This window comes from Pseudomonas sp. CYM-20-01, assembly GCF_023169845.1.
GTDB lineage: Bacteria > Pseudomonadota > Gammaproteobacteria > Pseudomonadales > Pseudomonadaceae > Aquipseudomonas > Aquipseudomonas azotoformans.
In genome coordinates this window covers 1,668,721-1,690,917 of record NZ_AP025169.1, presented here as the reverse complement: position 1 = coordinate 1,690,917, position 22,197 = coordinate 1,668,721, and the positions used below count along the sequence as shown (strand labels likewise).

Below are 22,197 nucleotides of genomic sequence, written 5' to 3'. Positions count from 1 at the left end.
TCCTACAGAATCCGTTGTCGTTATCTTGGGTCAGACGCTTAGAACGTCTGGCCGAGGGAGAATTGGAAAATCTGGGTTTCAGCGTTATCCGGTTTCTTGATCGGCATGGCCAGAGCAAAGCTCAATGGGCCAAGCGCAGTCACCCAGGTCACACCCACACCCACGGAGCTTGCCAGGTTACTCAGGCTCACGTCGTTACACTGAGTGTTGGACTTCACGCCGCTCGGGTTACGGATCTGCTCGCATTTGGAGTCGAACACGTTACCCACGTCCCAGAATACCGAAGTACGCAGGGAGCGCTGATCTTTCACGAACGGCAGCGGGAACAGGATTTCCGCACCACCCTGGATCAGGACGTTACCACCGAACGGCAGTGGGTCGTTGTCGGAGTCCGCTACGGTGCCCTGGTTACCGGTTACACCAACACCACGGCTCGGAGTACCACGCGGGCCCAGGGTGCTGTCCTTGAAACCACGTACGGAGTTGAAGCCACCCGCATAGTAGTTCTCGTAGAACGGTAGACCATTGGTGGAACCATAACCATCGCCATAACCCAGCTCAGTGTGCAGGCGCATGGTGTAGTTGTCGCTCAACGGCTGGAACAGCTGGCCGCGGTAGTCGAGCTTGAAGAACGACAGGTCGCTGCCCGGCGTGGTGGTTTCCAGGGTCAGGCTCTGGGAATGACCACGGGTCGCCAGTACACCTTTGTTCAGGGTCGACTCGGACCAGCCGGCGGACGCCTTGAAGTTCAGGAACTTGTCACCTTCACGACGGGTGAAGTCGAAGATTTCGTCCACGGTGTAGACACCGGTCTTGATCTCATCCTGCTGCGCGGTCAAGCCGAACGTCAGACGCGAGGTCTCGCTGATCGGGTAACCCACGTTCACGCCAGCACCAAGGCTGTCGATTGCATAGCTGGCTACGTCAACGTCGAGGTCTTTGTAGTCAGTGGTGCGATAGAAGGCGTTGTAGCCCAGGCTCACACCGTCAGCAGTCCAGTAGGGGTCGGTATAACCGAAGTTATATCGGCTCTGGTATTCGCTTCGGGTCAGGCCGATGGAAACTCGGTTACCAGTACCCAGGAAGTTGTTCTGGGTGATCGAACCGCCGAGGATCAGGCCGGCGCTCTGTGCGAAACCGACGCTGGCGGTGATGGAACCCGATGCTTGTTCTTCCACGGCGTAGTTCACGTCAACCTGGTCATCCACACCCGGTACGGCCGGGGTTTCGACGTTGACTTCCTTGAAGAAGCCGAGGCGCTCAAGACGGGTCTTGGACTGGTCGATCAGGTAAGTCGAGGCCCAGCCGCCTTCCATCTGACGCATTTCACGACGCAGCACTTCGTCCGCAGACTTGGTGTTGCCACGGAAGTTGATACGGTTCACGTAGGCACGCTTGCCTGGATCGACCACGAAGGTGATGTCCACGGTGTGGTCATCATCATGGGGCGTCGGCACACCGTTGACGTTGGCGAAGGTGTAGCCTTCGTTGCCCAGGCGACGGGTGATCAGTTCGGACGTGGTGGTCATCAGCTTGCGCGAGAACACCTGGTCTTTCTGCACCAGCAACAGCGCCTTGACCTGGTCTTCAGGCACTTTCAGGTCGCCGCTCAGCTTGACGTCGCGAACCTTGTACTTCTCGCCTTCGTTGACGTTGACGGTGATGTAGACGTGCTTCTTGTCCGGGGTGATGGACACCTGGGTCGAAGCGATATCCATATTGATATAGCCACGGTCCAGGTAGTAGGAACGCAGACGCTCCAGGTCACCGGACAGTTTTTCACGGGCGTACTTGTCATCGTTCTTGAAGAACGACAGCCAGTTGGTGGTCTTGAGTTCGAACAGGTCGATCAGGTCGTCATCAGAGAACTTGGTATTGCCTACCACGTTGATGTGCTGGATCGCCGCCACAGTGCCTTCGTTGATGTTGACCTTGAGGCCGACACGGTTGCGCGGCTGCGGCACCACTTCCGTTTCCACGGTCGCGGAGTAGCGGCCCTGGGCAACGTACTGGCGTTGCAGCTCGTTACGCACACCTTCGAGGGTGGCGCGTTGGAAGATCTCGCCTTCGGCCAGGCCGGATTGCTTCAGACCCTTCATCAAGTCTTCAGTCGAGATCGCCTTGTTGCCTTCGATCTCGATACTGGCGACGGAAGGTCGCTCGACCACAGTGATGACCAGGACGTTGCCTTCGCGACCCAGTTGGATGTCTTGAAAGAAACCGGTTTTGAACAGCGCACGAGTGGATTCCACCAGGCGACGGTCATCAGCCTGTTCCCCAACGTTCAACGGCAAGGCACCAAAGACGCTACCCGCGGAAACCCGCTGGAGGCCGTTGACGCGAATATCGGAGATGGTGAAGGACTCGGCGTGAACTTCGGCGATCATCAATACGGTGAGAACCGCAGTTAGCAGCAGACGTTTCATGAAGTCCTTTCTTATTCCAACTGGCAATAAACAAACTGCCGCAAAATGCGGCAGATTCGCAATTCAGCGAAGCGTTACAGTCGACCCAGATCGTTGACCAGGGCTAACAACATCACCCCGACCACCAAACTGATACCGATCTGTATCCCCCAACCCTGCACCCGATCCGACAAGGGGCGACCACGCACCCACTCGACCAGATAAAACAACAGATGCCCCCCATCCAATACTGGAATGGGCAGCAAATTCAGAACCCCCAGGCTAATACTCAGATAAGCCAGGAAATTCAGGAAATCCGCGACACCCGACTGGGCAGAAGCGCCCGCCACTTTAGCAATGGTTATCGGTCCACTCAAGTTTTTTACCGAGAGCTCGCCGAACAACATTTTCTTGAGGGATTCGAGCGTCAGTACACTCATGGTCCAGGTGCGTTTCGCACCCTCGCCAATTGCCGCCAACGGCCCGAAACTCACCTCACGTACCATCGATGGCGGCCAATCGACACCTTTGACTCCGGCGCCCAGGTAACCCCCGGCCGCCTTGGCTTCCCCGCGAACCGACAAGGTCACAGGGACGTCGATTTGAGCACCGTCGCGTTCAACTTTCAGCACAATTTTGGTATCAGGGCGTACACGAACCAGATCGACCACCTGTTGCCAGTCACCCAGTGGCTGACCATCGAGAGCCAGCAGGCGATCGCCGGTTTTCAGGCCCGCAGCCTGGGCCGGACCTTTCGGATCCAGCTCGGCAAGCACCGGCGGCAAGGCCGGACGCCATGGACGTATGCCCAGGGATTTGATCGGATCAGGCTCATCAGCGCCCTTGAGCCAGTGGTCGAGAGCCAGCTCACGCGGGCTCTCGGCCGTGGAGTCCTGCTCGCGCACCACTACATTCACGGTGCCGCTTTCACCCAGGCGACGCACCAACTGCAAATTGACTGCACCCCAACCTGTGGTGGGTTCGCCATCAATGGAAACAATTTCTTGTCCAGCAACCAGCCCTGCCTTGGCGGCAATGCTGTCCGCCTCAACTGCACCGATCACCGGCCGCACCTGCTGGCTGCCCAGCATGGCCAATACCCAGAAGAACACCATCGCCAACAGGAAGTTGGCGATCGGACCTGCAGCAACAATGGCGATACGCTGACGAACGGTCTTGCGATTGAAGGATTGATCCAACTGGTCTGCCGGCACCTCGCCTTCACGCTCATCGAGCATCTTGACGTAGCCACCCAATGGGATGGCCGCGATCACGAACTCCGTGCCACGGCGGTCGTGCCAGCGCAACAGCGGCATGCCGAAGCCGACGGAAAAGCGCAATACCTTGACGCCGCAACGACGTGCCACCCAGAAGTGACCGAATTCGTGGAAGGTAACCAGCACACCCAGAGCAACCAGGGTGCCGACAATCATGTAAAGCGCACTCATCTAATTTCTCCGCATTCCAATCCAGTGCCTGAAGGCTCGAACCCGCCCACAGACTAACGCGCGTTGCAGCTCAACCATTGCTCTGCCAGGGCGCGAGCCTTGGTATCGGCTTCGAATACCGCCGCCAGGTCATTCACCGCCACGACAGGCTCAAGCGCCAGGACGTCCTCGATGATACTCGCGATCTGCGGAAAGCGGATGCGCCGTTCGAGAAACGCCGCCACAGCCACTTCGTTGGCCGCATTCAGCATTGCCGGCGCACTGTTACCCGCTTCGGCCGCTTGCCGGGCCAGGCGCAGGCAAGGAAAGCGCTGCTCATCCGGCGCCTCGAAGTCCAGGCGGGCCACTGCAAACAGATCCAGCGGGGCGACACCGGAATCAATCCGCTCCGGCCAGGCCAAGGCATTGGCGATCGGCGTGCGCATATCGGGGTTGCCCAACTGGGCCAGGACCGAACCGTCTACATAGTCGACCAGGGAATGGATCACACTTTGCGGGTGAATCACCACTTCGACCTGATCCGGCCGTGCATCGAACAACCAGCACGCCTCGATCAGCTCCAGGCCCTTGTTCATCATGCTCGCCGAATCCACCGAGATCTTACGCCCCATGGACCAGTTCGGATGAGCGCACGCCTGGTCGGGCGAAACATGCTCAAGCTCGGCCAGAGGAGTTTGCCGGAACGGACCACCGGAGGCGGTCAGCAGGATCCGACGCACGCCAACCTGGCTCAAGCCACGCGCATAGTCGCCGGGCATGCATTGGAAGATCGCGTTGTGCTCGCTGTCGAGCGGCAGCAGCACGGCGCCGCTTTTGCGCACCGCCTGCATGAAGAGCGCGCCAGACATGACCAGCGCTTCTTTGTTGGCCAGCAGGATCTTCTTGCCGGCATCTACAGCGGCGAGGGTTGGACGCAGGCCGGCGGCACCGACGATAGCGGCGACCACGGTATCCACCTCGGCGTCAGCCGAGACCTGACACAACCCCTCCTCGCCCACCAACACTCGAGTCGCCAGCCCAGCAGCCCGCAGATCATCCTGCAAGCCACGCGCCGCTCCTGCCTCAGGCACTACGACGAAGCGCGGTGCGTGGCGCACGCACAAGGCCAACAGCTCGCTCAGGCGGCTAAACCCAGTAAGGGCAAAGACCTGATAGCGATCAGGATGACGCGCAATTACATCCAGGGTGCTCAGCCCAACCGAGCCGGTTGCACCCAGCACGGTCACTTGTTGAAGGCGGCTCACGAAGCAGTCATCCATAGCAGCACTGCGAAGATCGGGATGGCCGCCGTCAGGCTGTCGATACGATCCAATACACCACCGTGACCGGGCAGCAGGTTACTGCTGTCCTTGATACCCGCCTGACGCTTGAACATGCTTTCAGTGAGGTCGCCCACCACCGAAACAAGCACGACAATGGCCGTGGCCAGCAGCGCCAGGAAGATTTCCTTCGCCGCCCAACCGCGCACCACACCGACGACCAGCGCGATCATCAGCGTCAACGCCAAACCACCATAGACACCTTCCCAGCTCTTGCCCGGACTGACCGCCGGCGCCAACTTGCGCTTGCCGAAAGCCCGACCGGAGAAGTAGGCACCAATATCAGCCCCCCACACCAGCACCATGACTGCCAGGATCAACCAGTTACCCATTGGATAACGCTTGATCTCCACCAGCCCTTGCCAAGCCGGCAGCAGGATCAGCAAGCCAATCACCAGCTTGCAGGCAACACTGGTCCATTGACCGCTGGTGCGCGGATAGGTCAGTACCAGGAACGTCGCCAGCGCCCACCACAACACTGCCGCCCCCAACACCCAGGGCGCGAGGTCCGGCAGGATGTACAAGAGAAACGCCAAGGCAGCCACGACAGCGGCATACACCACGCGTGGGAGCTGCGCACTGAACCCCGCCAGGCGCGCCCATTCCCAGGCACCCAGGGTGACAACCAGGCCGATAAACAGCGCAAAGCCGGAGCCGTCGAGCAGGAAAAACCCGCACAGGGCAATCGGCAACAGGATCAGTGCCGTGATGATTCGTTGTTTAAGCATTTAAACCCGGGCTCCAGCTTCGATCTGCTCGCTCGTTTTACCGAAGCGACGCTGACGGGAAGCGAAATCGGCCAGTGCATTACGCATGGCATCGTGTTTGAAGTCCGGCCAGAACAGGTCGGAGAAGTACAGCTCGGTATAGGCCAGCTGCCACAGCAGGAAATTACTGATGCGGTGCTCACCACCGGTGCGGATGCACAGGTCCGGCAACGGCAGGTCACCGGTCACCAGGCAGGTTTGCAACAGTTCAGGCGTGATGTCGTCTGGGCGCAGATGGCCGGCCTGCACTTCACGAGCCAGCCGCTGCGCTGCCTGGGCGATATCCCACTGGCCGCCGTAGTTGGCTGCGATCTGTAGCACAAAACGGTTGGCGCCAGCCGTGATCGCCTCAGCCTCACGCATGGCAGCTTGAAGTTCCGGGTGGAAACGCGAGCGGTCGCCAATGATGCGCAAGCTGATGTTGTTGTCGTTAAGGCGCTTGGCCTCACGACGCAGGGCCTTGAAGAACAGATCCATCAAGGCACTGACTTCTTCGGCGGGCCGCTGCCAGTTCTCACTGGAGAACGCAAACAGGGTCAACACTTCGACCTTGGCCTCGGCACACACCTCGATCACAGCCCTTACCGCATCGACACCCGCTTTATGCCCGGCGACACCCGGCATAAAGCGCTTCTTCGCCCAGCGATTATTCCCATCCATGATGATCGCGACATGGCGCGGCACCACGGAGGGCACAGTCTGCTTGGTCTTTTCCATGAAGGCGTCCTGACCCCTTATACGGCCATCAGGTCCTTTTCTTTTTCTTCCGTGGCCTTGGTGATCTGGGCCTCGGCATCCTTGGTCAACTTGTCGATATCGGCGGTGGCACGACGCTCTTCGTCTTCACTGATTTCCTTGTCCTTGACCAGCTTCTTCAGGTCACCCAAGGCATCGCGACGGATATTACGTACAGCAACACGCGCGTCTTCTGCAGCGCTGCGAGCCTGCTTGGTGAAGCCCTTGCGGGTCTCTTCAGTCAAGGCCGGCATGGAGATCAGCAGCAACTCACCCAGGTTGGTCGGGTTGAGGTTCAAACCGGCGCTCTGGATGGCCTTGTCGACAGCACCCAGCATGTTGCGCTCAAAGGCTACGACTTGCAGGGTGCGCGAGTCTTTAACGGTAATGTTGGCAACGCTGCTGATAGGCGTATCAGAGCCGTAGTAAGGCACCATCACGCTGCCCAGGATGCTCGGGTGCGCCTTGCCGGTACGAATCTGGCCGAATGCATGGCTCAGAGACTCCAGGGATTTCTGCATACGCGCTTGGGCGTCTTTCTTGATTTCGTTGATCATTGTTGGCCTTCCTCGATCAGAGTCCCTTCTGCGCCGCCGTGTACGATATTCAGCAGGGCGCCGGGCTTGTTCATGTTAAATACGCGCAGTGGCATCTTGTGGTCGCGGCACAGGCAAATAGCCGTCAGGTCCATCACGCCCAGCTTGCGATCCAGCACTTCATCGTAGGTCAGATGATCGAACTTCTCGGCATGCGGGTCTTTGAACGGGTCTGCGGTGTACACGCCATCCACCTTGGTCGCCTTGAGCACCACGTCCGCATCGATCTCGATGGCGCGCAGGCAGGCTGCCGAATCGGTGGTAAAGAACGGGTTACCCGTGCCGGCCGCGAAGATCACCACTTCCTTGGAGTTCAGGTGGCGCATGGCTTTGCGGCGATCATAGTGATCGGTCACGCCGACCATGGAAATAGCCGACATCACGATAGCCGAGATATTGGCACGCTCCAGGGCGTCGCGCATGGCCAGGGCGTTCATCACAGTGGCCAGCATGCCCATGTGGTCGCCGGTGACCCGATCCATGCCTGCAGCACTCAGTGCCGCGCCGCGGAACAGGTTGCCACCACCGATCACCAGGCCAACCTGCACGCCGATGCCGACCAACTGGCCGACTTCCAGCGCCATGCGGTCAAGCACCTTGGGATCGATCCCGAACTCTTCCGAGCCCATCAGGGCCTCGCCGCTAAGCTTGAGTAGAATGCGTTTATAGCGAGCCTGATAACCACTGCCCTGCTGAGCCATTGCGAATCTCTCCTGCGGCGTATTTTAAAAATTCTTGGCGAGCCGTTTACGGCTTGCGTTCACTCTAGCTGGACGCTGTCACAGCGCCATCGGAACACGGCTTTGTAAGCCAGTTCCGAAAGGAAGCCAATTAAAATCAGCCTTCCCATTTGAAAAGAGGCTGCGCGCGTGAGCGGGCAGCCTCTTTCGGGCGACAGTTGAAAACTGTCTTATTGCTTGGCGGCAGCCAGCTGGGCAGCAACTTCTTCAGCGAAGTTGTCGACCGGCTTCTCGATGCCTTCACCTACTTTGTAGTAGGTGAAGGAAACGATTTCAGCACCGGCTTTCTTGGCCAGTTCGCCAACCTTGATTTCAGGGTTCTTGACGAACGCCTGCTCAACCAGGCTCGCTTCAGCCAGGAACTTGCTGATACGGCCTTTGATCATGTTTTCAACGATGTTCTCTGGCTTGCCGGCGATCTTGTCGGCGTTCAGGCTCAGGAACACAGCTTTTTCACGCTCGATCGCTTCGGCAGACACTTCCGAAGGCAGCAGGAACTCAGGGTTGCTGGCAGCAACGTGCATAGCGATGTCTTTGGCCAGCTCAACGTCGCCGCCTTTCAGAACAACAGCTACACCGATCTTGTTGCCGTGCAGGTAACCACCAACCACATCACCTTCAACGCGAGTCAGGCGACGGATGTTGACGTTTTCGCCAACCTTGCCAACCAGAACCAGGCGATCAGCTTCTTGGGCTTCGATCAGAGGCTCAACGGTAGTCAGCTTCTCATCGAATGCTTTCTTGACGCTGGCAGCAACGAATGCCTTGAAGTCATCTTGCAGGGCCAGGAAGTCGGTCTGCGAGTTCACTTCCAGCAGAACGGCGGCTTTACCGTCTTCAACCAGAGCGATAGCGCCTTCAGCAGCGACGTTGCCAGCTTTCTTGGCGGCCTTGATGGCGCCGGAGGCACGCATGTCGTCGATGGCTTTTTCGATGTCGCCGCCGGCCTTGGTCAAGGCCTTTTTGCAATCCATCATGCCTTCGCCGGTACGCTCACGCAGTTCTTTAACCAACGCTGCAGTAATCTCTGCCATTTCAAAATCCTCTTGGATAGGTTTTCAACCATTCCACCCGATCAAACGGGCGATCAATTCTTCCCGAATCTCCCTTGTAGGCCGCTGCACGTTACAGATGATGTAGCTGCGCTGCCGACAAATGGTTTTCGAGGTGGCAAAAAGGGGGCCAAGCCCCCTTTTTGCTTACTGAGTCAACGCCAGGGCGCTAATTACTCAGCGGCAGCTACCGGAGCTTCTTCAACGAACTGCTCGGTACCGCCAGCAACGTGGTTGCGACCACGGATCACAGCGTCAGCCATCGAACCCATGTACAGCTGGATAGCGCGGATTGCGTCATCGTTGCCTGGGATGATGTAGTCAACGCCTTCCGGGCTGCTGTTGGTATCGACTACGCCGATAACAGGGATGCCCAGCTTGTTGGCTTCGGTGATCGCGATGCGCTCGTGATCAACGTCGATAACGAACAGTGCGTCAGGCAGACCGCCCATGTCCTTGATACCACCCAGGGAACGATCGAGCTTTTCCAGGTCACGGGAGCGCATCAGCGCTTCTTTCTTGGTCAGCTTGGCGAAAGTACCGTCTTCGGCTTGCACTTCAAGGTCACGCAGACGCTTGATGGAAGCACGGATGGTTTTGAAGTTGGTCAGCATGCCGCCCAACCAGCGGTGATCGACGTACGGCGAACCGCAACGTGCTGCTTCTTCAGCAACGATCTTGCCAGCGGAACGCTTGGTGCCGACGAACAGAATCTTGTTTTTGCCCTGGGCCAGGCGCTCTACGAAAGTCAGCGCTTCGTTGAACATTGGCAGGGTTTTTTCAAGGTTGATGATGTGGATCTTGTTACGCGCGCCGAAAATGTACTTACCCATTTTCGGGTTCCAGTAACGGGTCTGGTGACCGAAGTGCACACCGGCCTTCAGCATATCGCGCATGTTGACTTGGGACATGATAGTTCCTTAATAAGTCGGGTTTGGCCTCCACGTATCCCAATGACCAACCAGCGGCATCAAGGCCTCCGGCACCCAGGTCATCGTGTCGACACGTGTGTGGATTTAAGCTTTGCGGGGTATCCCCGGAAAGCGGCGCATTTTATACCACAGCATCGGCAAAAACGGAACACGCAATCACATTTGCCGTAGCGCGCCTTCGTGTAACCCCTTGAATAGAGCCGACATAGCCCTACCTTATAGACAGAAGCGATCATCAGAGGCTCATGATTTGACGCCATGGTCTGTTAGAATCGCGTTTTCTGTGGCTTGTGCGAATTCTGCAACCTTTTGTCGCACGCCCGTAAACCGTATTGATTTCAGCGCGTCGCGCTAGAGAGAGCCTGTATGACCGTTAGCTTGAAAACCGCCGAAGACATCGCTGGCATGCGCATCGCCGGCAAACTGGCTGCCGACGTGCTGGAAATGATTGCCGAACACGTCAAGCCCGGCGTCACCACCGAGACCCTCAACCAGATCTGCCACGACTATATCGTCAACGTGCAGGGCGCCATCCCTGCGCCGCTGAACTACAAGGGCTTCCCCAAGTCGATCTGCACCTCGGTCAACCACGTGGTCTGCCACGGCATTCCCGGCGACAAGCCGTTGAAGGATGGCGACACCTTGAACATCGATGTCACCGTGATCAAAGACCGCTACTTTGGCGATACCAGCCGTATGTTCCACGTCGGTAACGTACCGGTCTGGGCCGAGCGCCTGTCCCAGGTCACCCAGGAATGCATGTACAAGGCCATCGAGATCGTCAAGCCCGGCTGCCGCCTGGGCGACATCGGCGAAGTGATCCAGAAGCACGCTGAAAAGAACGGCTTCTCGGTGGTACGTGAATTCTGCGGCCACGGTATCGGCACCGTCTTCCACGAAGAGCCGCAGATCCTGCACTACGGCCGTGCCGGCACCGGTATGGAACTGAAGGCAGGCATGACCTTCACCATCGAACCAATGATCAACCAGGGCAAGGCCGACACCAAGGTGCTGGGCGACGGCTGGACCGCCATCACCAAGGACCGCAAGCTCTCGGCCCAGTGGGAACACACCTTGCTGGTCACCGAAACCGGCTACGAGATCTTTACCCTGCGCGCTGACGACACGATCCCACGCGTTTCGGCCTAAAGGTTGCTTTGGTTTTCCCCCACTGTGTTGTGACTGACTGAATAGATAGAAAGGAAAGCCGATCGATGCCCCAGGTGGATCCCGAACTCTTCGACCGTGGCCAGTTCCAGGCCGAACTGGCCCTGAAGGCGAGCCCCATCGCCGCGTTCAAGAAGGCTATCCGCCAGGCCCGCGAGGTACTCGACGCGCGCTTTCGCAGTGGTCGGGACATCCGCCGGCTGATCGAGGACCGGGCCTGGTTTGTCGATAACATTCTGCAAAAGGCCTGGGAACAGTTCAGTTGGAGCGAAGACGCAGACATCGCCCTGGTGGCTGTCGGCGGCTACGGGCGCGGCGAGCTGCATCCCTACTCCGACATCGACCTGCTGATCCTGCTGGACAGCGCCGACCATGAGATCTTTCGCGATTCCATCGAGCGTTTTCTGACGCTGTTGTGGGACATCGGACTGGAAGTCGGCCAAAGCGTGCGCTCGGTGGACGAATGCGCCGAAGAGGCGCGCGCCGACCTCACCGTGATCACCAACCTGATGGAAAGCCGCACCATCGCCGGCCCCGAGCGCCTGCGCCAGCGCATGCTCGAAGTCACCAGCACCGCACACATGTGGCCGAGCAAGGACTTCTTCCTGGCCAAGCGCGCCGAGCAAAAGGCCCGGCACCACAAGTACAACGACACCGAATACAACCTGGAACCCAACGTCAAAGGCTCGCCGGGCGGGCTGCGGGATATCCAGACGATTCTGTGGGTTGCGCGTCGCCAGTACGGCACCCTGAACCTGCGCGCCCTGGCCGGCGAAGGCTTCCTGGTAGAAAGCGAAAACGCCCTGCTGGCTTCATCCCAGGAATTCCTCTGGAAGGTGCGCTACGCCCTGCACATGCTGGCCGGGCGTTCCGAAGACCGCCTGCTGTTCGACCACCAGCGCTCCATCGCCACCCTGCTGGGTTTTGAAGGCGAAGACGCGAAGACCAGCATCGAAAGCTTCATGCAGCAGTATTACCGTGTGGTCATGAGTATTGCCCAGCTCAGCGACCTGATCATCCAGCATTTCGAAGAAGTGATCCTGGCCCCTGAAGACGAAGCGCCGCCACAACCGATCAATGCGCGCTTCCAACTGCACGACGGCTATATCGAGGCGCGCAACGACAACGTGTTCCGTCGCACGCCGTTCGCCATGCTGGAAATCTTCGTGCTGATGGCCCAACAGCCGGAAATCAAAGGCGTGCGCGCCGACACCATTCGCCTCCTGCGGGAAAACCGGCACCTGATCGACGACGACTTCCGCAACGATATCCGCAACACCAGCCTGTTCATCGAGCTGTTCAAGTGCAAGATCGGCATCCACCGCAACCTGCGCCGCATGAACCGTTACGGCATCCTCGGGCGCTACCTGCCGGAGTTCGGTTTTATCGTCGGGCAGATGCAGCACGACTTGTTCCACATCTATACCGTTGACGCCCACACCCTGAACCTGATCAAGCACTTGCGTAAGTTGCAATACACCCAGGTGTCGGAGAAATTCCCGCTGGCCAGCAAGTTAATGGCCAAGCTGCCCAAGCCCGAGCTGATCTACCTGGCCGGCCTGTACCACGACATCGGCAAGGGCCGGCACGGCGACCACTCCGAGGTCGGTGCGGTTGATGCCGAAGCCTTCTGCCAGCGCCACCAGTTGCCACTGTGGGACAGCCGCCTGATCGTCTGGCTGGTGCAGAACCACCTGGTGATGTCGACGACCGCCCAGCGCAAGGACTTGTCCGACCCGCAGGTGATCCACGACTTCGCACAGATCGTCTGTGATGAAACCCGTCTCGACTACCTGTACGTGCTGACCGTCTCGGATATCAACGCGACCAACCCGACGCTGTGGAACTCGTGGCGCGCCAGCCTGCTGCGCCAGCTGTACACCGAGACCAAGCGTGCCCTGCGCCGTGGCCTGGAAAACCCGGTGGACCGCGAAGAGCAGATTCGGCGCACACAGAGCGCAGCCCTGGATATCCTGGTGCGCGGCGGCAACGACCCGGACGATGTCGAGCAACTGTGGTCGCAACTGGGCGACGATTACTTCCTGCGTCACACCGCCGGTGATGTGGCCTGGCATACCGACGCGATCCTGCAGCAACCGGCCGATGGCGGCCCGTTGGTGCTGATCAAGGAAACCACCCAACGCGAATTCGAAGGCGGCACGCAGATCTTCATCTACGCGCCGGACCAGCACGACTTCTTCGCCGTAACCGTGGCCGCCATGGACCAGCTCAACCTGAACATCCATGACGCCCGGGTGATCACCTCCAGCAGCCAGTTCACCCTCGACACCTATATCGTGCTCGACACCGATGGCGACTCGATTGGCGACAACCCGGCGCGCGTGAAGAAGATCCGCGAAGGCCTGACCGAGGCCCTGCGCAACCCTGACGACTACCCGACCATCATCCAGCGCCGGGTACCGCGCCAGCTCAAGCATTTTGCATTTGCGCCCCAGGTCACCATTTCCAACGACGCCCAACGGCCGGTGACGGTACTGGAACTCAGCGCTCCGGATCGCCCAGGCCTGCTGGCACGCATCGGCGGGATCTTCCTGGAGTTCGACCTGTCGCTGCAGAACGCCAAGATTGCGACCCTCGGCGAGCGCGTCGAAGACGTGTTCTTCATCACCGATGCCGACAATCAGCCGCTGTCCGACCCTGAGCTGTGCCTGCGGTTGCAGGAAGCCATCGTCCAGCAACTGAGCGTGACCCAAGAGCCTGGCGTGGAACTGACACGCCTGACCATCTAAAAAACAGGACCCGTGTGGGAGGGGGCTTGCCCCCGATAGCGGTGGATCAGATAAAAATGCGTTGGCTGTCACACTGCAATCGGGGGCAAGCCCCCTCCCACATTTAAATGGCTTCGCCCAGCAGACCGCATGCTTTCAACCGAATTGAACGAGATTTCCATGAACAACGCCCTGAACCAGCTACAGCCCTACCCGTTCGAGAAACTGCGCGCCCTGCTCGGCAGCGTCCCGCCAAACCCGGACAAGCGCCCGATTGCGCTGTCCATCGGCGAACCCAAGCACAAATCCCCGGAATTCGTGGCCAAGGCCCTGGCCGATAATCTCGACCAGATGGCGGTCTACCCGACCACCCTGGGCATCCCGGCGCTGCGTGAGGCCATCGGCGCCTGGTGCGAACGCCGTTTCAACGTACCCAAGGGCTGGCTCGACCCGGCGCGCAATATCCTGCCGGTCAATGGCACCCGTGAAGCGCTGTTCGCCTTCACCCAGACCGTGGTCAACCGTGGCGACGACGCGCTGGTGGTGAGCCCGAACCCGTTCTACCAGATCTACGAAGGCGCCGCGTTCCTGGCCGGGGCCAAGCCGCACTACCTGCCATGCCTGGACGCCAATGGCTTCAACCCGGACTTCGACGCCGTGACCCCGGACATCTGGAAGCGTTGCCAGATCCTGTTCCTGTGCTCCCCCGGCAACCCGACCGGCGCGCTGATCCCGGTCGAAACGCTGAAAAAACTCATCGCCCTGGCCGACGAATATGACTTCGTCATCGCCGCCGACGAGTGCTACAGCGAGCTGTACTTCGACGAACAAACCCCGCCGCCGGGCCTGCTGAGCGCCTGCGTCGAACTGGGGCGTCAGGACTTCAAGCGTTGTGTGGTGTTCCACAGCCTGTCCAAGCGCTCCAACCTTCCGGGCCTGCGCTCAGGCTTTGTGGCCGGCGACGCTGACATCCTCAAGGCGTTCCTGCTGTACCGCACCTACCACGGCTGCGCGATGCCGGTGCAGACCCAGTTGGCAAGCATTGCCGCCTGGCAGGATGAAGCCCACGTGCAAGCCAACCGTGACCTGTACCGCGAGAAGTTCGATGCGGTGCTGGCGATTCTCAAGCCAGTGCTGGATGTGCAGAGCCCGGACGGCGGCTTCTACCTGTGGCCGAATGTGAATGGCGATGATGCCGCGTTCTGCCGCGACTTGTTCGTGGAAGAACATGTAACCGTGGTGCCGGGCTCGTTTCTGTCGCGGGAAGTGGATGGCGTCAATCCAGGCGCCGGACGCGTGCGAATGGCGTTGGTCGCGCCATTGGCGGAATGTGTCGAGGCGGCTGAGCGCGTTCGAGCTTTCATCCTGCGACACAAGTAACTTACCTCAGGCTCGTACTGTGCAATACAGTACGAGCGCTCCAAACGCACCAAGGACTTCTCCGATCGCTTCAATTGACTCTTGCTTCACCTGGGTGAATAAATTAGTACAGCGCCAGTGGAACTTTCCCGTCAACCACGCCACTTACTAAACACCTAATGCATACATATAAATCTCAAAGCCTAAATTAAAAGAACCTGCCCGAGGCCTGACATGTCCATTAACACCCACTACACACAGCCCCCACTACCGAATTATTATCCCTCCCAGCAGGCCAACAGCGACCGTACAACCAGCGCCCCAGTACACAACAGAAATAAACGAGGTAGCGCCTCAACAAAAAAACTCTGGCCACAAAACTCTGTCATCAAAATCGGGCTAGTGGGCATGAGTAAGGACCAAGAAAAACTAGTCAAAGACTCTATCAACAAATGGCAACCCTACGTAAATCTTAAGTTTGAATTCACTGCCAAGCCGGAAGAGGCAACTGTAAGAGTCCAGATGGACTCTACCCTACCTAAGGGCGAAGGTTGGGCTTGGATCGGCACAGATTCAACAAAATACCCCGATAATACAGCCCATGTAACAATCAGCTCAAATGGCAGCAGCGAGGAAATAGAAAGTGCAACACTTCACGAATGGGGACATGTATTAGGATTGGAACATGAACACGAGCGTGCTCATATAATACAAAAGCCTCACCCCGACAAAGAAGGACTAACACTCAATCTCGATGGATCACTCATATCTGGCCCACTCGATGAAAACTCTGTCATGTATTACAAATTTACTTACAACGAGAAAGGCGAAAAAGAATTCGCAGTACAAGAAATTTCAGAGGAGGACAAAAAATTCGTCAGTACCCTCTATCCACCCACGCGTAAATTTCGACCCTTTCTATCCCAAACAAGTGAAACCCTCAAAAAAGAAACTGCTAAATAAAACACCCTCTTAATAGAGACTCACAATATCATCCTGCATCGCCGAAATCATTTCAGCTGGCCCAGATTCGCCTCACTCATATCCAGATCCGCCAACACCTCCCTCAACACGTCATCACCAATCTGGTGATGACGACTCAGGCTGTACAACTCCAGGCGCTGTGCCCGCAGCGCCTTGAGCCGCAGTTTGCGCTCAAGCAGGTCCATCTGCTGCGCCAGCGCCTGGGCCTCGGCCGAGTCGTTGAACACCTCCAATTGATGGCGATATTCCGACATCAGCCGTGCCTTGAGCTCAGTGGCAAGTGCCGCCTGGGCGGCGTCCTGGCTTTCGGGCTCAGCGGGTTCTTCTGCTTCCAGCGCATGGATCGCAGCCACAGCCGTTTTTTTCCAGGCCTCGCGGACCTCTTTGTGACGTTTCTCGTCCGGGCTCTTTTCAATGCCGCGTAACAACAACGGCAAGGCGATACAGGCGGCGATCAGCGACAGGAGGATCACGCCTGCCGCGATGAAGATCAGCAGGTCGCGCTCGGGAAAGTCCCGGCCCGGCGCCAGCAGCAAAGGCACCGACATGACACCGGCCAACGTCACCGCACCGCGCACACCACCGACGGTCAACAACCAGCAGGAACGGGCGGTCGGCACCAGCGTCAGCTCGCTTTTCCCACGAATTCGGCGTAACAGGCCTGACAGCCGCCAGATGCTCTGCACCCAGATAAAACGCAGCACCACCAACACCAGGAAGATCGCGATCACATCCAGGCAGCGATAAAACAGGGTCGGCCATAGCGTTGTCTCGTGGCTGACCACGGCCTTGATGATGTCCGGCAGTTGCAGGCCCAGCAGCAGGAAGATCAGGCCGTTGAAGGCAAACTCCAGCAGCGACCAGACGCTGCGATTGAGCAAGCGCGTACTGGTCTGGCGCGGTAGCAAGTCGAGCCAGCTTTGCATCATGCCCGCGGCGACCGCCGACAAGATGCCCGAGGCGCCCAGGCGCTCCGCCAGCACGTAGGCGGCAAATGGCAGCAACAACATGAACACCACGTGGGTTGCCGGGTCATCCCAGCCACGTGCGATCATCCAGGCGCGCAGTCGGCCGACCAGCCAGCTCAGGGCTACGCCAACAGCCAAGCCACCGACCGCGACCAACACAAAGGTCAGGCTGGCATCCGCAAGGGAAAACACCCCGGTCAACGCCGCCGCCAAGGCAAACTTGAACGTCACCAGGCCCGACGCATCGTTCATCAGGGCCTCGCCCTGCAGCATATGCATCAAGGGCGTAGGCAGACGGTTCTGGGAAATCGCCGACACCGCCACGGCATCCGTCGGCGACAAAACGGCTGCCAAGGCGAAGGCCACCGGCAGCGGGATCGTAGGCAATATCCAGTGAATGAAATAACCAGCACCGACCACCGTGAACAACACCAACCCCACCGCCAACGTCAGGATCGGCCCACGCAACCGCCACAACTCACGCTTGGGCATGCGCCAGCCATCCGAAAACAGCAGCGGCGGCAGGAACAGAAACAGGAACAACTCCGGGTCCAACGCCACATGCAGCCCGAGCGTCGGCCAGGCCAGCAAGGCACCGGCGGCGATCTGCACCAGGGGCAACGGCAGAGGAATGACACGCCCAACCAGACGCGAAACGCTGACCAGCATCAGCAGGATAAGAACGGTGTAGGCGGTTTGCATAAAGCGGGTTTCCCGGACAATCGACTTGCAACGACACACATGAGGCAACAACTGGCCGTTGAAGTGCCATATTACCCGGCTATGTTAACCGCCTATGCTGCCGACCGGCCTTTGCACATAAGTCGCACGCCAGCATGACGAGGGGCACGGTCCCGCTGGTCGTGGCATAATCCGTGACCTTTAATTTCTACTTGGTCCAAAGGGGGGCAATTCCTTGACCGCTTCAAGCAAAACGTTGCACCTTTTCGGCATCAAAGCCTGCGACACCATGAAAAAAGCGCGCACCTGGCTCGATGAGCACGGCGTGGGCTATGAGTTCCACGACTACAAAACGGCCGGTATCGACCGCGAACACTTGACCCAATGGTGCAACGAGCACGGTTGGCAGGTGGTTTTGAACCGTGCGGGCACCACCTTTCGCAAACTCGAAGACGAACGCAAAGCCGATCTCGATCAGTCGAAAGCCATTGAATTGATGCTCGCACAACCTTCGATGATCAAGCGCCCGGTGCTTGATCTCGGTGACAGAACCCTGATTGGCTTCAAGCCAGATAGTTATTCGGCGGCCCTCAAGTAGGCCAGCCCTTTCCATTTTTGTAGAGGTAACAGCATGTCCAATTCCCTGTTCAGCCTGGGCTTCGGCGTCGGCACTCAGAACCGCCAAGGTGCTTGGCTGGAAGTGTTTTACGCGCAACCGCTGCTCAACCCATCGGCTGAAATCGTCGCGGCCATCGCGCCGATCCTCGGTTACACCGAAGGCAACCAGGCCATCACCTTCACCATCAGCCAAGCGCTGCAACTGGCCGATGCCCTCAAGAATGTCGACGCCACCCAAGCCGCGCTGCTCAACCGCCTGGCTGAAAGCCACACCCCGCTGGTTGCCACCCTGCTGGCCGAAGACGCCGCACTGACCTCCACGCCTGAGGCCTACCTCAAGCTGCACCTGTTGTCCCACCGCCTGGTCAAGCCCCACGGCCTGAGCCTGGCCGGTGTGTTCCCGCAGTTGCCGAACGTGGCCTGGACCAGCCAGGGCGCGATCGACATCAACGAACTGGCCGAACGCCAGCTCGAAGCGCGCCTGCGTGGCGAGCTGCTGGAAGTGTTCTCGGTGGACAAGTTCCCGAAAATGACCGACTACGTAGTGCCGAGCGGCGTGCGTATCGCTGATGCCGCGCGTCTGCGCCTGGGTGCTTATGTGGGCGAAGGCACCACCGTGATGCACGAAGGTTTCGTCAACTTCAACGCCGGTACCGAAGGCCCGGGCATGATCGAAGGCCGTGTATCGGCCGGCGTGTTCGTCGGCAAGGGCTCGGACCTGGGTGGCGGCTGCTCCACCATGGGCACCCTGTCGGGTGGCGGCAATATTGTGATCAAGGTCGGCGAAGGCTGCCTGATCGGCGCCAACGCCGGTATCGGTATCCCGTTGGGCGACCGCAACACCGTGGAGTCCGGCCTGTACGTCACCGCCGGCACCAAGGTCGCGCTGCTGGACGAGAAAAACCAACTGGTCAAAGTGGTCAAGGCTCGCGAACTGGCTGGCCAGCCGGACCTGTTGTTCCGTCGCAACTCCGAGACCGGTGCCGTGGAGTGCAAAACCCACAAATCGGCCATCGAACTGAACGAAGCGCTGCACGCTCACAACTAAGCAGCCACTCGATGCCACTAGCGGGCCCCGACCCTGGGGCTCGCTTATACGAGTCTTGAACACCATGCTAGTGCCCTCCCCCTGGCGCGCCGATTTCCCGGCCATCGCCACCCTGCAACGGCAAGACCAGACGTACCTGGACAACGCCGCCACCACACAAAAGCCCCAGGCCCTGTTGGATGCGATCAGCCATTACTACGCCAATGGCGCAGCCAATGTGCACCGTGCCCAGCACTTGCCCGGCGCCCATGCGACCCAGGCGTTCGAAGACAGCCGCAGCAAGGTCGCGCAGTGGTTGAATGCAGGCGACAGTGGGCAGATCGTGTTCACCCACGGCGCGACCTCTGCGCTGAACCTCTTGGCCTACGGCCTTGAGCACTTATTCAATGCGGGCGACGAGATTGTCGTCAGCGCCCTGGAACACCACGCCAACCTGCTGCCCTGGCAGCAACTGGCCAAACGCCGCGCCGCCACGCTGGTGGTGCTGCCGTTGAATGATGACGGCGTGATCGACCTGCAAGCCGCCGCCGCGCTGATCGGCCCGCGCACACGCCTGCTGGCGGTGAGCCAGTTATCCAACGTGCTCGGCGCCTGGCAGCCTCTGGAAGCGCTGATCACTGCGGCCAAGGCCCACGGCGCACTGACCGTGGTCGATGGCGCCCAAGGCATCGTCCACGGCCGCCACGACGTGCAGGCCCTGGGTTGCGACTTCTATGTGTTTTCCAGCCACAAGCTCTATGGCCCGGATGGCGTCGGCGTGCTGTTTGGCCGCAACGCAGCCCTGCACCACTTGCGACACTGGCAGTTTGGCGGCGAGATGGTGCAACAGGCCGACTACCACAGCGCCAGTTTCCGCCCGGCGCCGCTGGGTTTCGAAGCAGGCACCCCGCCGATTGCCAGTGTGATCGGCCTGGGTGCCAGCCTGGATTACCTGAATTCGCTGGACCAACAAGCGGTCGTCGCCCATGAAGCGGCGCTGCATGACTACCTGTTGCGTGGGCTCAAAGCGCGCAATGGCGTGCACATACTGGGCGCGCCGCAGGTGGCGTTGGTCAGCTTCGTTGTCGATGGCGTGCATAACGCTGATCTTGCGCACTTGCTCACCGAGCAAGGCATTGCCGTACGCGCAGGACACCATTGCGCAATGCCGCTGCTCAAGGCAATGGAGTTGTCAGGGGCGATCCGTGTGTCTCTGGCGCTGTACAACGATTCGGATGATCTGGAACGCTTCTTTGAAGCGCTGGACCAGGCGCTGGATATGCTGCGATGAGCCTGCCAATGGAGGCGGTTGCTGCGCTGGAAGCCTTTCAATCCGTCGGCAGTTGGGAACAACGCGCGCGGATGCTGATGCAGTGGGGCGAGCGGCTGCCTGCCCTGGCCGTCGAGGACAAAGTCGACGCCAACCTGGTACAGGGCTGTGAAAGCCTGGTGTGGTTGGTGGGGCGTTTGCAGGACGGCCACTGGCAGTTCGCCGCCAGCAGCGATGCGCGGATGATTCGTGGGTTGGTGGCGCTGCTGCTGACGCGGGTCAATGGGCTTTCTGCTGCCGAGCTGCTGGCCGTGGACTTGCCCGACTGGTTCAATCAATTGGGGCTTTCCCGTCAACTGTCACCGTCGCGCAGCAATGGCCTGAATGCGGTCCTGCAACGCATGCGCGAAATCAGCCATACACAAAGCTAAATGTGGGAGGGGGCTTGCCCCCGATTGCAGGGTGTCAGTCACTGAACAAGTTGGCTGATCCACCGCTATCGGGGGCAAGCCCCCTCCCACATTTGAATTGTGTAGGGTTCCGAGATTTAAGTGGGCTTGACTCGCTCCGACGGCCTGCGCACCCCGGCCACAATCTTGTCCACCGCCTTGGTCGCCGCCACCATGCCGAACGTGGCGGTCACCATCATCACCGCGCCAAACCCACCCGCGCAGTCCAGCTTCACGCCATCCCCGACAAAACTTTTCTGCAAACAAATGCTGCCATCCGGCTTGGGGTAACGCAGTTGCTCGGTGGAAAACACGCACGGCACGCTGTAATGGCGGGTCACGGTACGCGAGAAACCGTAGTCACGGCGCAGGGTCGAGCGCACTTTCGACGCCAACGGGTCGTTGAAGGTGCGGTTCAAGTCGCACACCTGGATCAATGTCGGGTCGATCTGCCCGCCGGCGCCGCCGGTGGTGATGATCTGGATCTTGCGGCGTTTGCACCAGGCGATCAGCGCAGCTTTGGCGTTAACCGCGTCGATGCAGTCGATCACGCAATCGATGTTGGGGGTGATGTATTCGGCCATGGTGTCGCGGGTCACGAAGTCGGCCACCGCATGCACCGTGCAGTCCGGGTTGATGCCGCGCAGGCGCTCGGCCATCACCTCGACCTTGGGTTTGCCTACGGTGCTGTCCAGGGCATGCAGCTGGCGGTTGCTGTTGCTGACGCAGACGTCATCCAGGTCAAACAGCGAAATCTCGCCCACCCCGCAACGGGCCACGGCTTCCGCCGCCCACGAGCCCACACCGCCGACGCCGACGATCGCCACATGGGCCGCTTTCAAGCGTTCCAGGCCTTCAATGCCATACAAGCGGGCGACGCCTGCAAACCGCGGATCTTCTGTACTCATGACCATTACCCCAAAAACCGGCGCGCATTATAGGGCTACGCAG

The 22,197-nt window shown here is 59.3% G+C and carries 19 protein-coding genes; 8 read left to right on the top strand and 11 right to left on the bottom strand.

All coding sequences use genetic code 11. The annotated features are described in order from the left end of the window. Positions 1-38: 38 nt before the first annotated feature. From bamA to rpsB, 9 genes are all read right to left on the bottom strand, one after another. Positions 39-2,426, bottom strand: coding sequence for an outer membrane protein assembly factor BamA (gene bamA / locus M2497_RS07470; RefSeq protein WP_058425283.1), 2,388 nt, complete (start codon positions 2,424-2,426; stop codon positions 39-41). Between the two features lie 74 nt (positions 2,427-2,500). Further along, positions 2,501-3,853 carry a sigma E protease regulator RseP gene (gene rseP, locus M2497_RS07465; RefSeq protein WP_248486634.1) on the bottom strand — a complete coding sequence of 451 codons (1,353 nt, stop codon included), beginning with the start codon at positions 3,851-3,853 and terminating at the stop codon, positions 2,501-2,503. A gap of 53 nt (positions 3,854-3,906) precedes the next feature. Continuing rightward, positions 3,907-5,097 (bottom strand): 1-deoxy-D-xylulose-5-phosphate reductoisomerase, encoded by a 1,191-nt coding sequence (ispC, locus tag M2497_RS07460; RefSeq protein WP_248486632.1) that lies wholly within the window; start codon positions 5,095-5,097, stop codon positions 3,907-3,909. After that, a complete protein-coding gene (locus M2497_RS07455) occupies positions 5,094-5,900 on the bottom strand; it encodes a phosphatidate cytidylyltransferase (protein ID WP_248486630.1) in 807 nt (268 codons plus the stop codon). Before M2497_RS07455 ends, ispC begins: the two co-directional genes overlap by 4 nt. After that, positions 5,901-6,656 carry a polyprenyl diphosphate synthase gene (gene uppS, locus M2497_RS07450; RefSeq protein ID WP_016974405.1) on the bottom strand — a complete coding sequence of 252 codons (756 nt, stop codon included), beginning with the start codon at positions 6,654-6,656 and terminating at the stop codon, positions 5,901-5,903. It lies immediately after the preceding gene. Positions 6,657-6,673: 17 nt separating this feature from the next. Then, on the bottom strand, positions 6,674-7,231 hold the full coding sequence (gene frr / locus M2497_RS07445) for a ribosome recycling factor (RefSeq protein ID WP_012722596.1): 558 nt from the start codon (positions 7,229-7,231) through the stop codon (positions 6,674-6,676). Beyond that, a complete protein-coding gene (pyrH, locus tag M2497_RS07440) occupies positions 7,228-7,971 on the bottom strand; it encodes a UMP kinase (RefSeq protein WP_003189161.1) in 744 nt (247 codons plus the stop codon). The genes frr and pyrH overlap by 4 nt, the downstream gene beginning before the upstream one ends. 209 nt (positions 7,972-8,180) lie before the next feature. Next, complete coding sequence (tsf, locus tag M2497_RS07435; RefSeq protein WP_058425287.1) at positions 8,181-9,044, bottom strand: translation elongation factor Ts; 864 nt, start codon at positions 9,042-9,044, stop codon at positions 8,181-8,183. Positions 9,045-9,235: 191 nt separating this feature from the next. After that, complete coding sequence (gene rpsB, locus M2497_RS07430; RefSeq protein ID WP_003189158.1) at positions 9,236-9,973, bottom strand: 30S ribosomal protein S2; 738 nt, start codon at positions 9,971-9,973, stop codon at positions 9,236-9,238. A 387-nt stretch (positions 9,974-10,360) separates the two neighbouring features. On the opposite strand from rpsB, the gene map reads away from it, so the two are divergent. From map to M2497_RS07410, 4 genes are all read left to right on the top strand, one after another. Beyond that, on the top strand, positions 10,361-11,143 hold the full coding sequence (gene map / locus M2497_RS07425; protein WP_016975842.1) for a type I methionyl aminopeptidase: 783 nt from the start codon (positions 10,361-10,363) through the stop codon (positions 11,141-11,143). Between the two features lie 65 nt (positions 11,144-11,208). Beyond that, positions 11,209-13,911 carry a [protein-PII] uridylyltransferase gene (locus tag M2497_RS07420; RefSeq protein WP_248486628.1) on the top strand — a complete coding sequence of 901 codons (2,703 nt, stop codon included), beginning with the start codon at positions 11,209-11,211 and terminating at the stop codon, positions 13,909-13,911. Between the two features lie 159 nt (positions 13,912-14,070). Next, entirely contained in the window at positions 14,071-15,270 is a 1,200-nt protein-coding gene (dapC, locus tag M2497_RS07415) for a succinyldiaminopimelate transaminase (protein WP_248486626.1), read from the top strand. A 213-nt stretch (positions 15,271-15,483) separates the two neighbouring features. Beyond that, entirely contained in the window at positions 15,484-16,212 is a 729-nt protein-coding gene (locus M2497_RS07410; protein ID WP_248486624.1) for a hypothetical protein, read from the top strand. Positions 16,213-16,259: 47 nt separating this feature from the next. On the opposite strand, the gene M2497_RS07405 is transcribed toward M2497_RS07410, so the two are convergent. Further along, positions 16,260-17,903, bottom strand: coding sequence for a Na+/H+ antiporter (locus tag M2497_RS07405; protein WP_248486622.1), 1,644 nt, complete (start codon positions 17,901-17,903; stop codon positions 16,260-16,262). 268 nt (positions 17,904-18,171) lie between these two features. Here M2497_RS07405 and M2497_RS07400 point away from each other — a divergent pair, with 268 nt between their 5' ends. The 4 genes from M2497_RS07400 (at position 18,172) to M2497_RS07385 (ending at position 21,228) form a co-directional block, all read left to right on the top strand. Further along, a complete protein-coding gene (locus M2497_RS07400) occupies positions 18,172-18,480 on the top strand; it encodes an arsenate reductase (RefSeq protein ID WP_231999482.1) in 309 nt (102 codons plus the stop codon). Between the two features lie 33 nt (positions 18,481-18,513). Continuing rightward, positions 18,514-19,548, top strand: coding sequence for a 2,3,4,5-tetrahydropyridine-2,6-dicarboxylate N-succinyltransferase (dapD, locus tag M2497_RS07395; protein WP_071496944.1), 1,035 nt, complete (start codon positions 18,514-18,516; stop codon positions 19,546-19,548). A gap of 64 nt (positions 19,549-19,612) precedes the next feature. After that, the gene (locus M2497_RS07390) at positions 19,613-20,818 is read left to right on the top strand and encodes a cysteine desulfurase (RefSeq protein WP_248486620.1); all 1,206 of its coding nucleotides are present in this window, start codon (positions 19,613-19,615) and stop codon (positions 20,816-20,818) included. After that, a complete protein-coding gene (locus M2497_RS07385; RefSeq protein WP_248486618.1) occupies positions 20,815-21,228 on the top strand; it encodes a SufE family protein in 414 nt (137 codons plus the stop codon). The genes M2497_RS07390 and M2497_RS07385 overlap by 4 nt, the downstream gene beginning before the upstream one ends. Before the next feature lie 116 nt (positions 21,229-21,344). Here M2497_RS07385 and tcdA read toward each other — a convergent pair whose 3' ends face one another. Next, the gene (gene tcdA, locus M2497_RS07380; protein WP_248486616.1) at positions 21,345-22,160 is read right to left on the bottom strand and encodes a tRNA cyclic N6-threonylcarbamoyladenosine(37) synthase TcdA; all 816 of its coding nucleotides are present in this window, start codon (positions 22,158-22,160) and stop codon (positions 21,345-21,347) included. Positions 22,161-22,197: the final 37 nt, after the last annotated feature.

What these genes read in the sequence shown, in the direction of transcription:
- pyrH (WP_003189161.1), bottom strand. Translation starts at nt 7,971, where the DNA reads ATGGCTCAGCAGGGCAGTGGTTATCAGGCTCGCTATAAACGCATTCTA.
- M2497_RS07410 (WP_248486624.1), top strand. Translation starts at nt 15,484, where the DNA reads ATGTCCATTAACACCCACTACACACAGCCCCCACTACCGAATTATTAT.
- rseP (WP_248486634.1), bottom strand. Translation starts at nt 3,853, where the DNA reads ATGAGTGCGCTTTACATGATTGTCGGCACCCTGGTTGCTCTGGGTGTG.
- tsf (WP_058425287.1), bottom strand. Translation starts at nt 9,044, where the DNA reads ATGGCAGAGATTACTGCAGCGTTGGTTAAAGAACTGCGTGAGCGTACC.
- dapD (WP_071496944.1), top strand. Translation starts at nt 18,514, where the DNA reads ATGTCCAATTCCCTGTTCAGCCTGGGCTTCGGCGTCGGCACTCAGAAC.
- bamA (WP_058425283.1), bottom strand. Translation starts at nt 2,426, where the DNA reads ATGAAACGTCTGCTGCTAACTGCGGTTCTCACCGTATTGATGATCGCC.
- M2497_RS07455 (WP_248486630.1), bottom strand. Translation starts at nt 5,900, where the DNA reads ATGCTTAAACAACGAATCATCACGGCACTGATCCTGTTGCCGATTGCC.
- tcdA (WP_248486616.1), bottom strand. Translation starts at nt 22,160, where the DNA reads ATGGTCATGAGTACAGAAGATCCGCGGTTTGCAGGCGTCGCCCGCTTG.
- dapC (WP_248486626.1), top strand. Translation starts at nt 14,071, where the DNA reads ATGAACAACGCCCTGAACCAGCTACAGCCCTACCCGTTCGAGAAACTG.
- M2497_RS07400 (WP_231999482.1), top strand. Translation starts at nt 18,172, where the DNA reads ATGAAAAAAGCGCGCACCTGGCTCGATGAGCACGGCGTGGGCTATGAG.
- uppS (WP_016974405.1), bottom strand. Translation starts at nt 6,656, where the DNA reads ATGGAAAAGACCAAGCAGACTGTGCCCTCCGTGGTGCCGCGCCATGTC.
- M2497_RS07390 (WP_248486620.1), top strand. Translation starts at nt 19,613, where the DNA reads ATGCTAGTGCCCTCCCCCTGGCGCGCCGATTTCCCGGCCATCGCCACC.
- frr (WP_012722596.1), bottom strand. Translation starts at nt 7,231, where the DNA reads ATGATCAACGAAATCAAGAAAGACGCCCAAGCGCGTATGCAGAAATCC.
- rpsB (WP_003189158.1), bottom strand. Translation starts at nt 9,973, where the DNA reads ATGTCCCAAGTCAACATGCGCGATATGCTGAAGGCCGGTGTGCACTTC.
- M2497_RS07405 (WP_248486622.1), bottom strand. Translation starts at nt 17,903, where the DNA reads ATGCAAACCGCCTACACCGTTCTTATCCTGCTGATGCTGGTCAGCGTT.
- M2497_RS07385 (WP_248486618.1), top strand. Translation starts at nt 20,815, where the DNA reads ATGAGCCTGCCAATGGAGGCGGTTGCTGCGCTGGAAGCCTTTCAATCC.
- M2497_RS07420 (WP_248486628.1), top strand. Translation starts at nt 11,209, where the DNA reads ATGCCCCAGGTGGATCCCGAACTCTTCGACCGTGGCCAGTTCCAGGCC.
- map (WP_016975842.1), top strand. Translation starts at nt 10,361, where the DNA reads ATGACCGTTAGCTTGAAAACCGCCGAAGACATCGCTGGCATGCGCATC.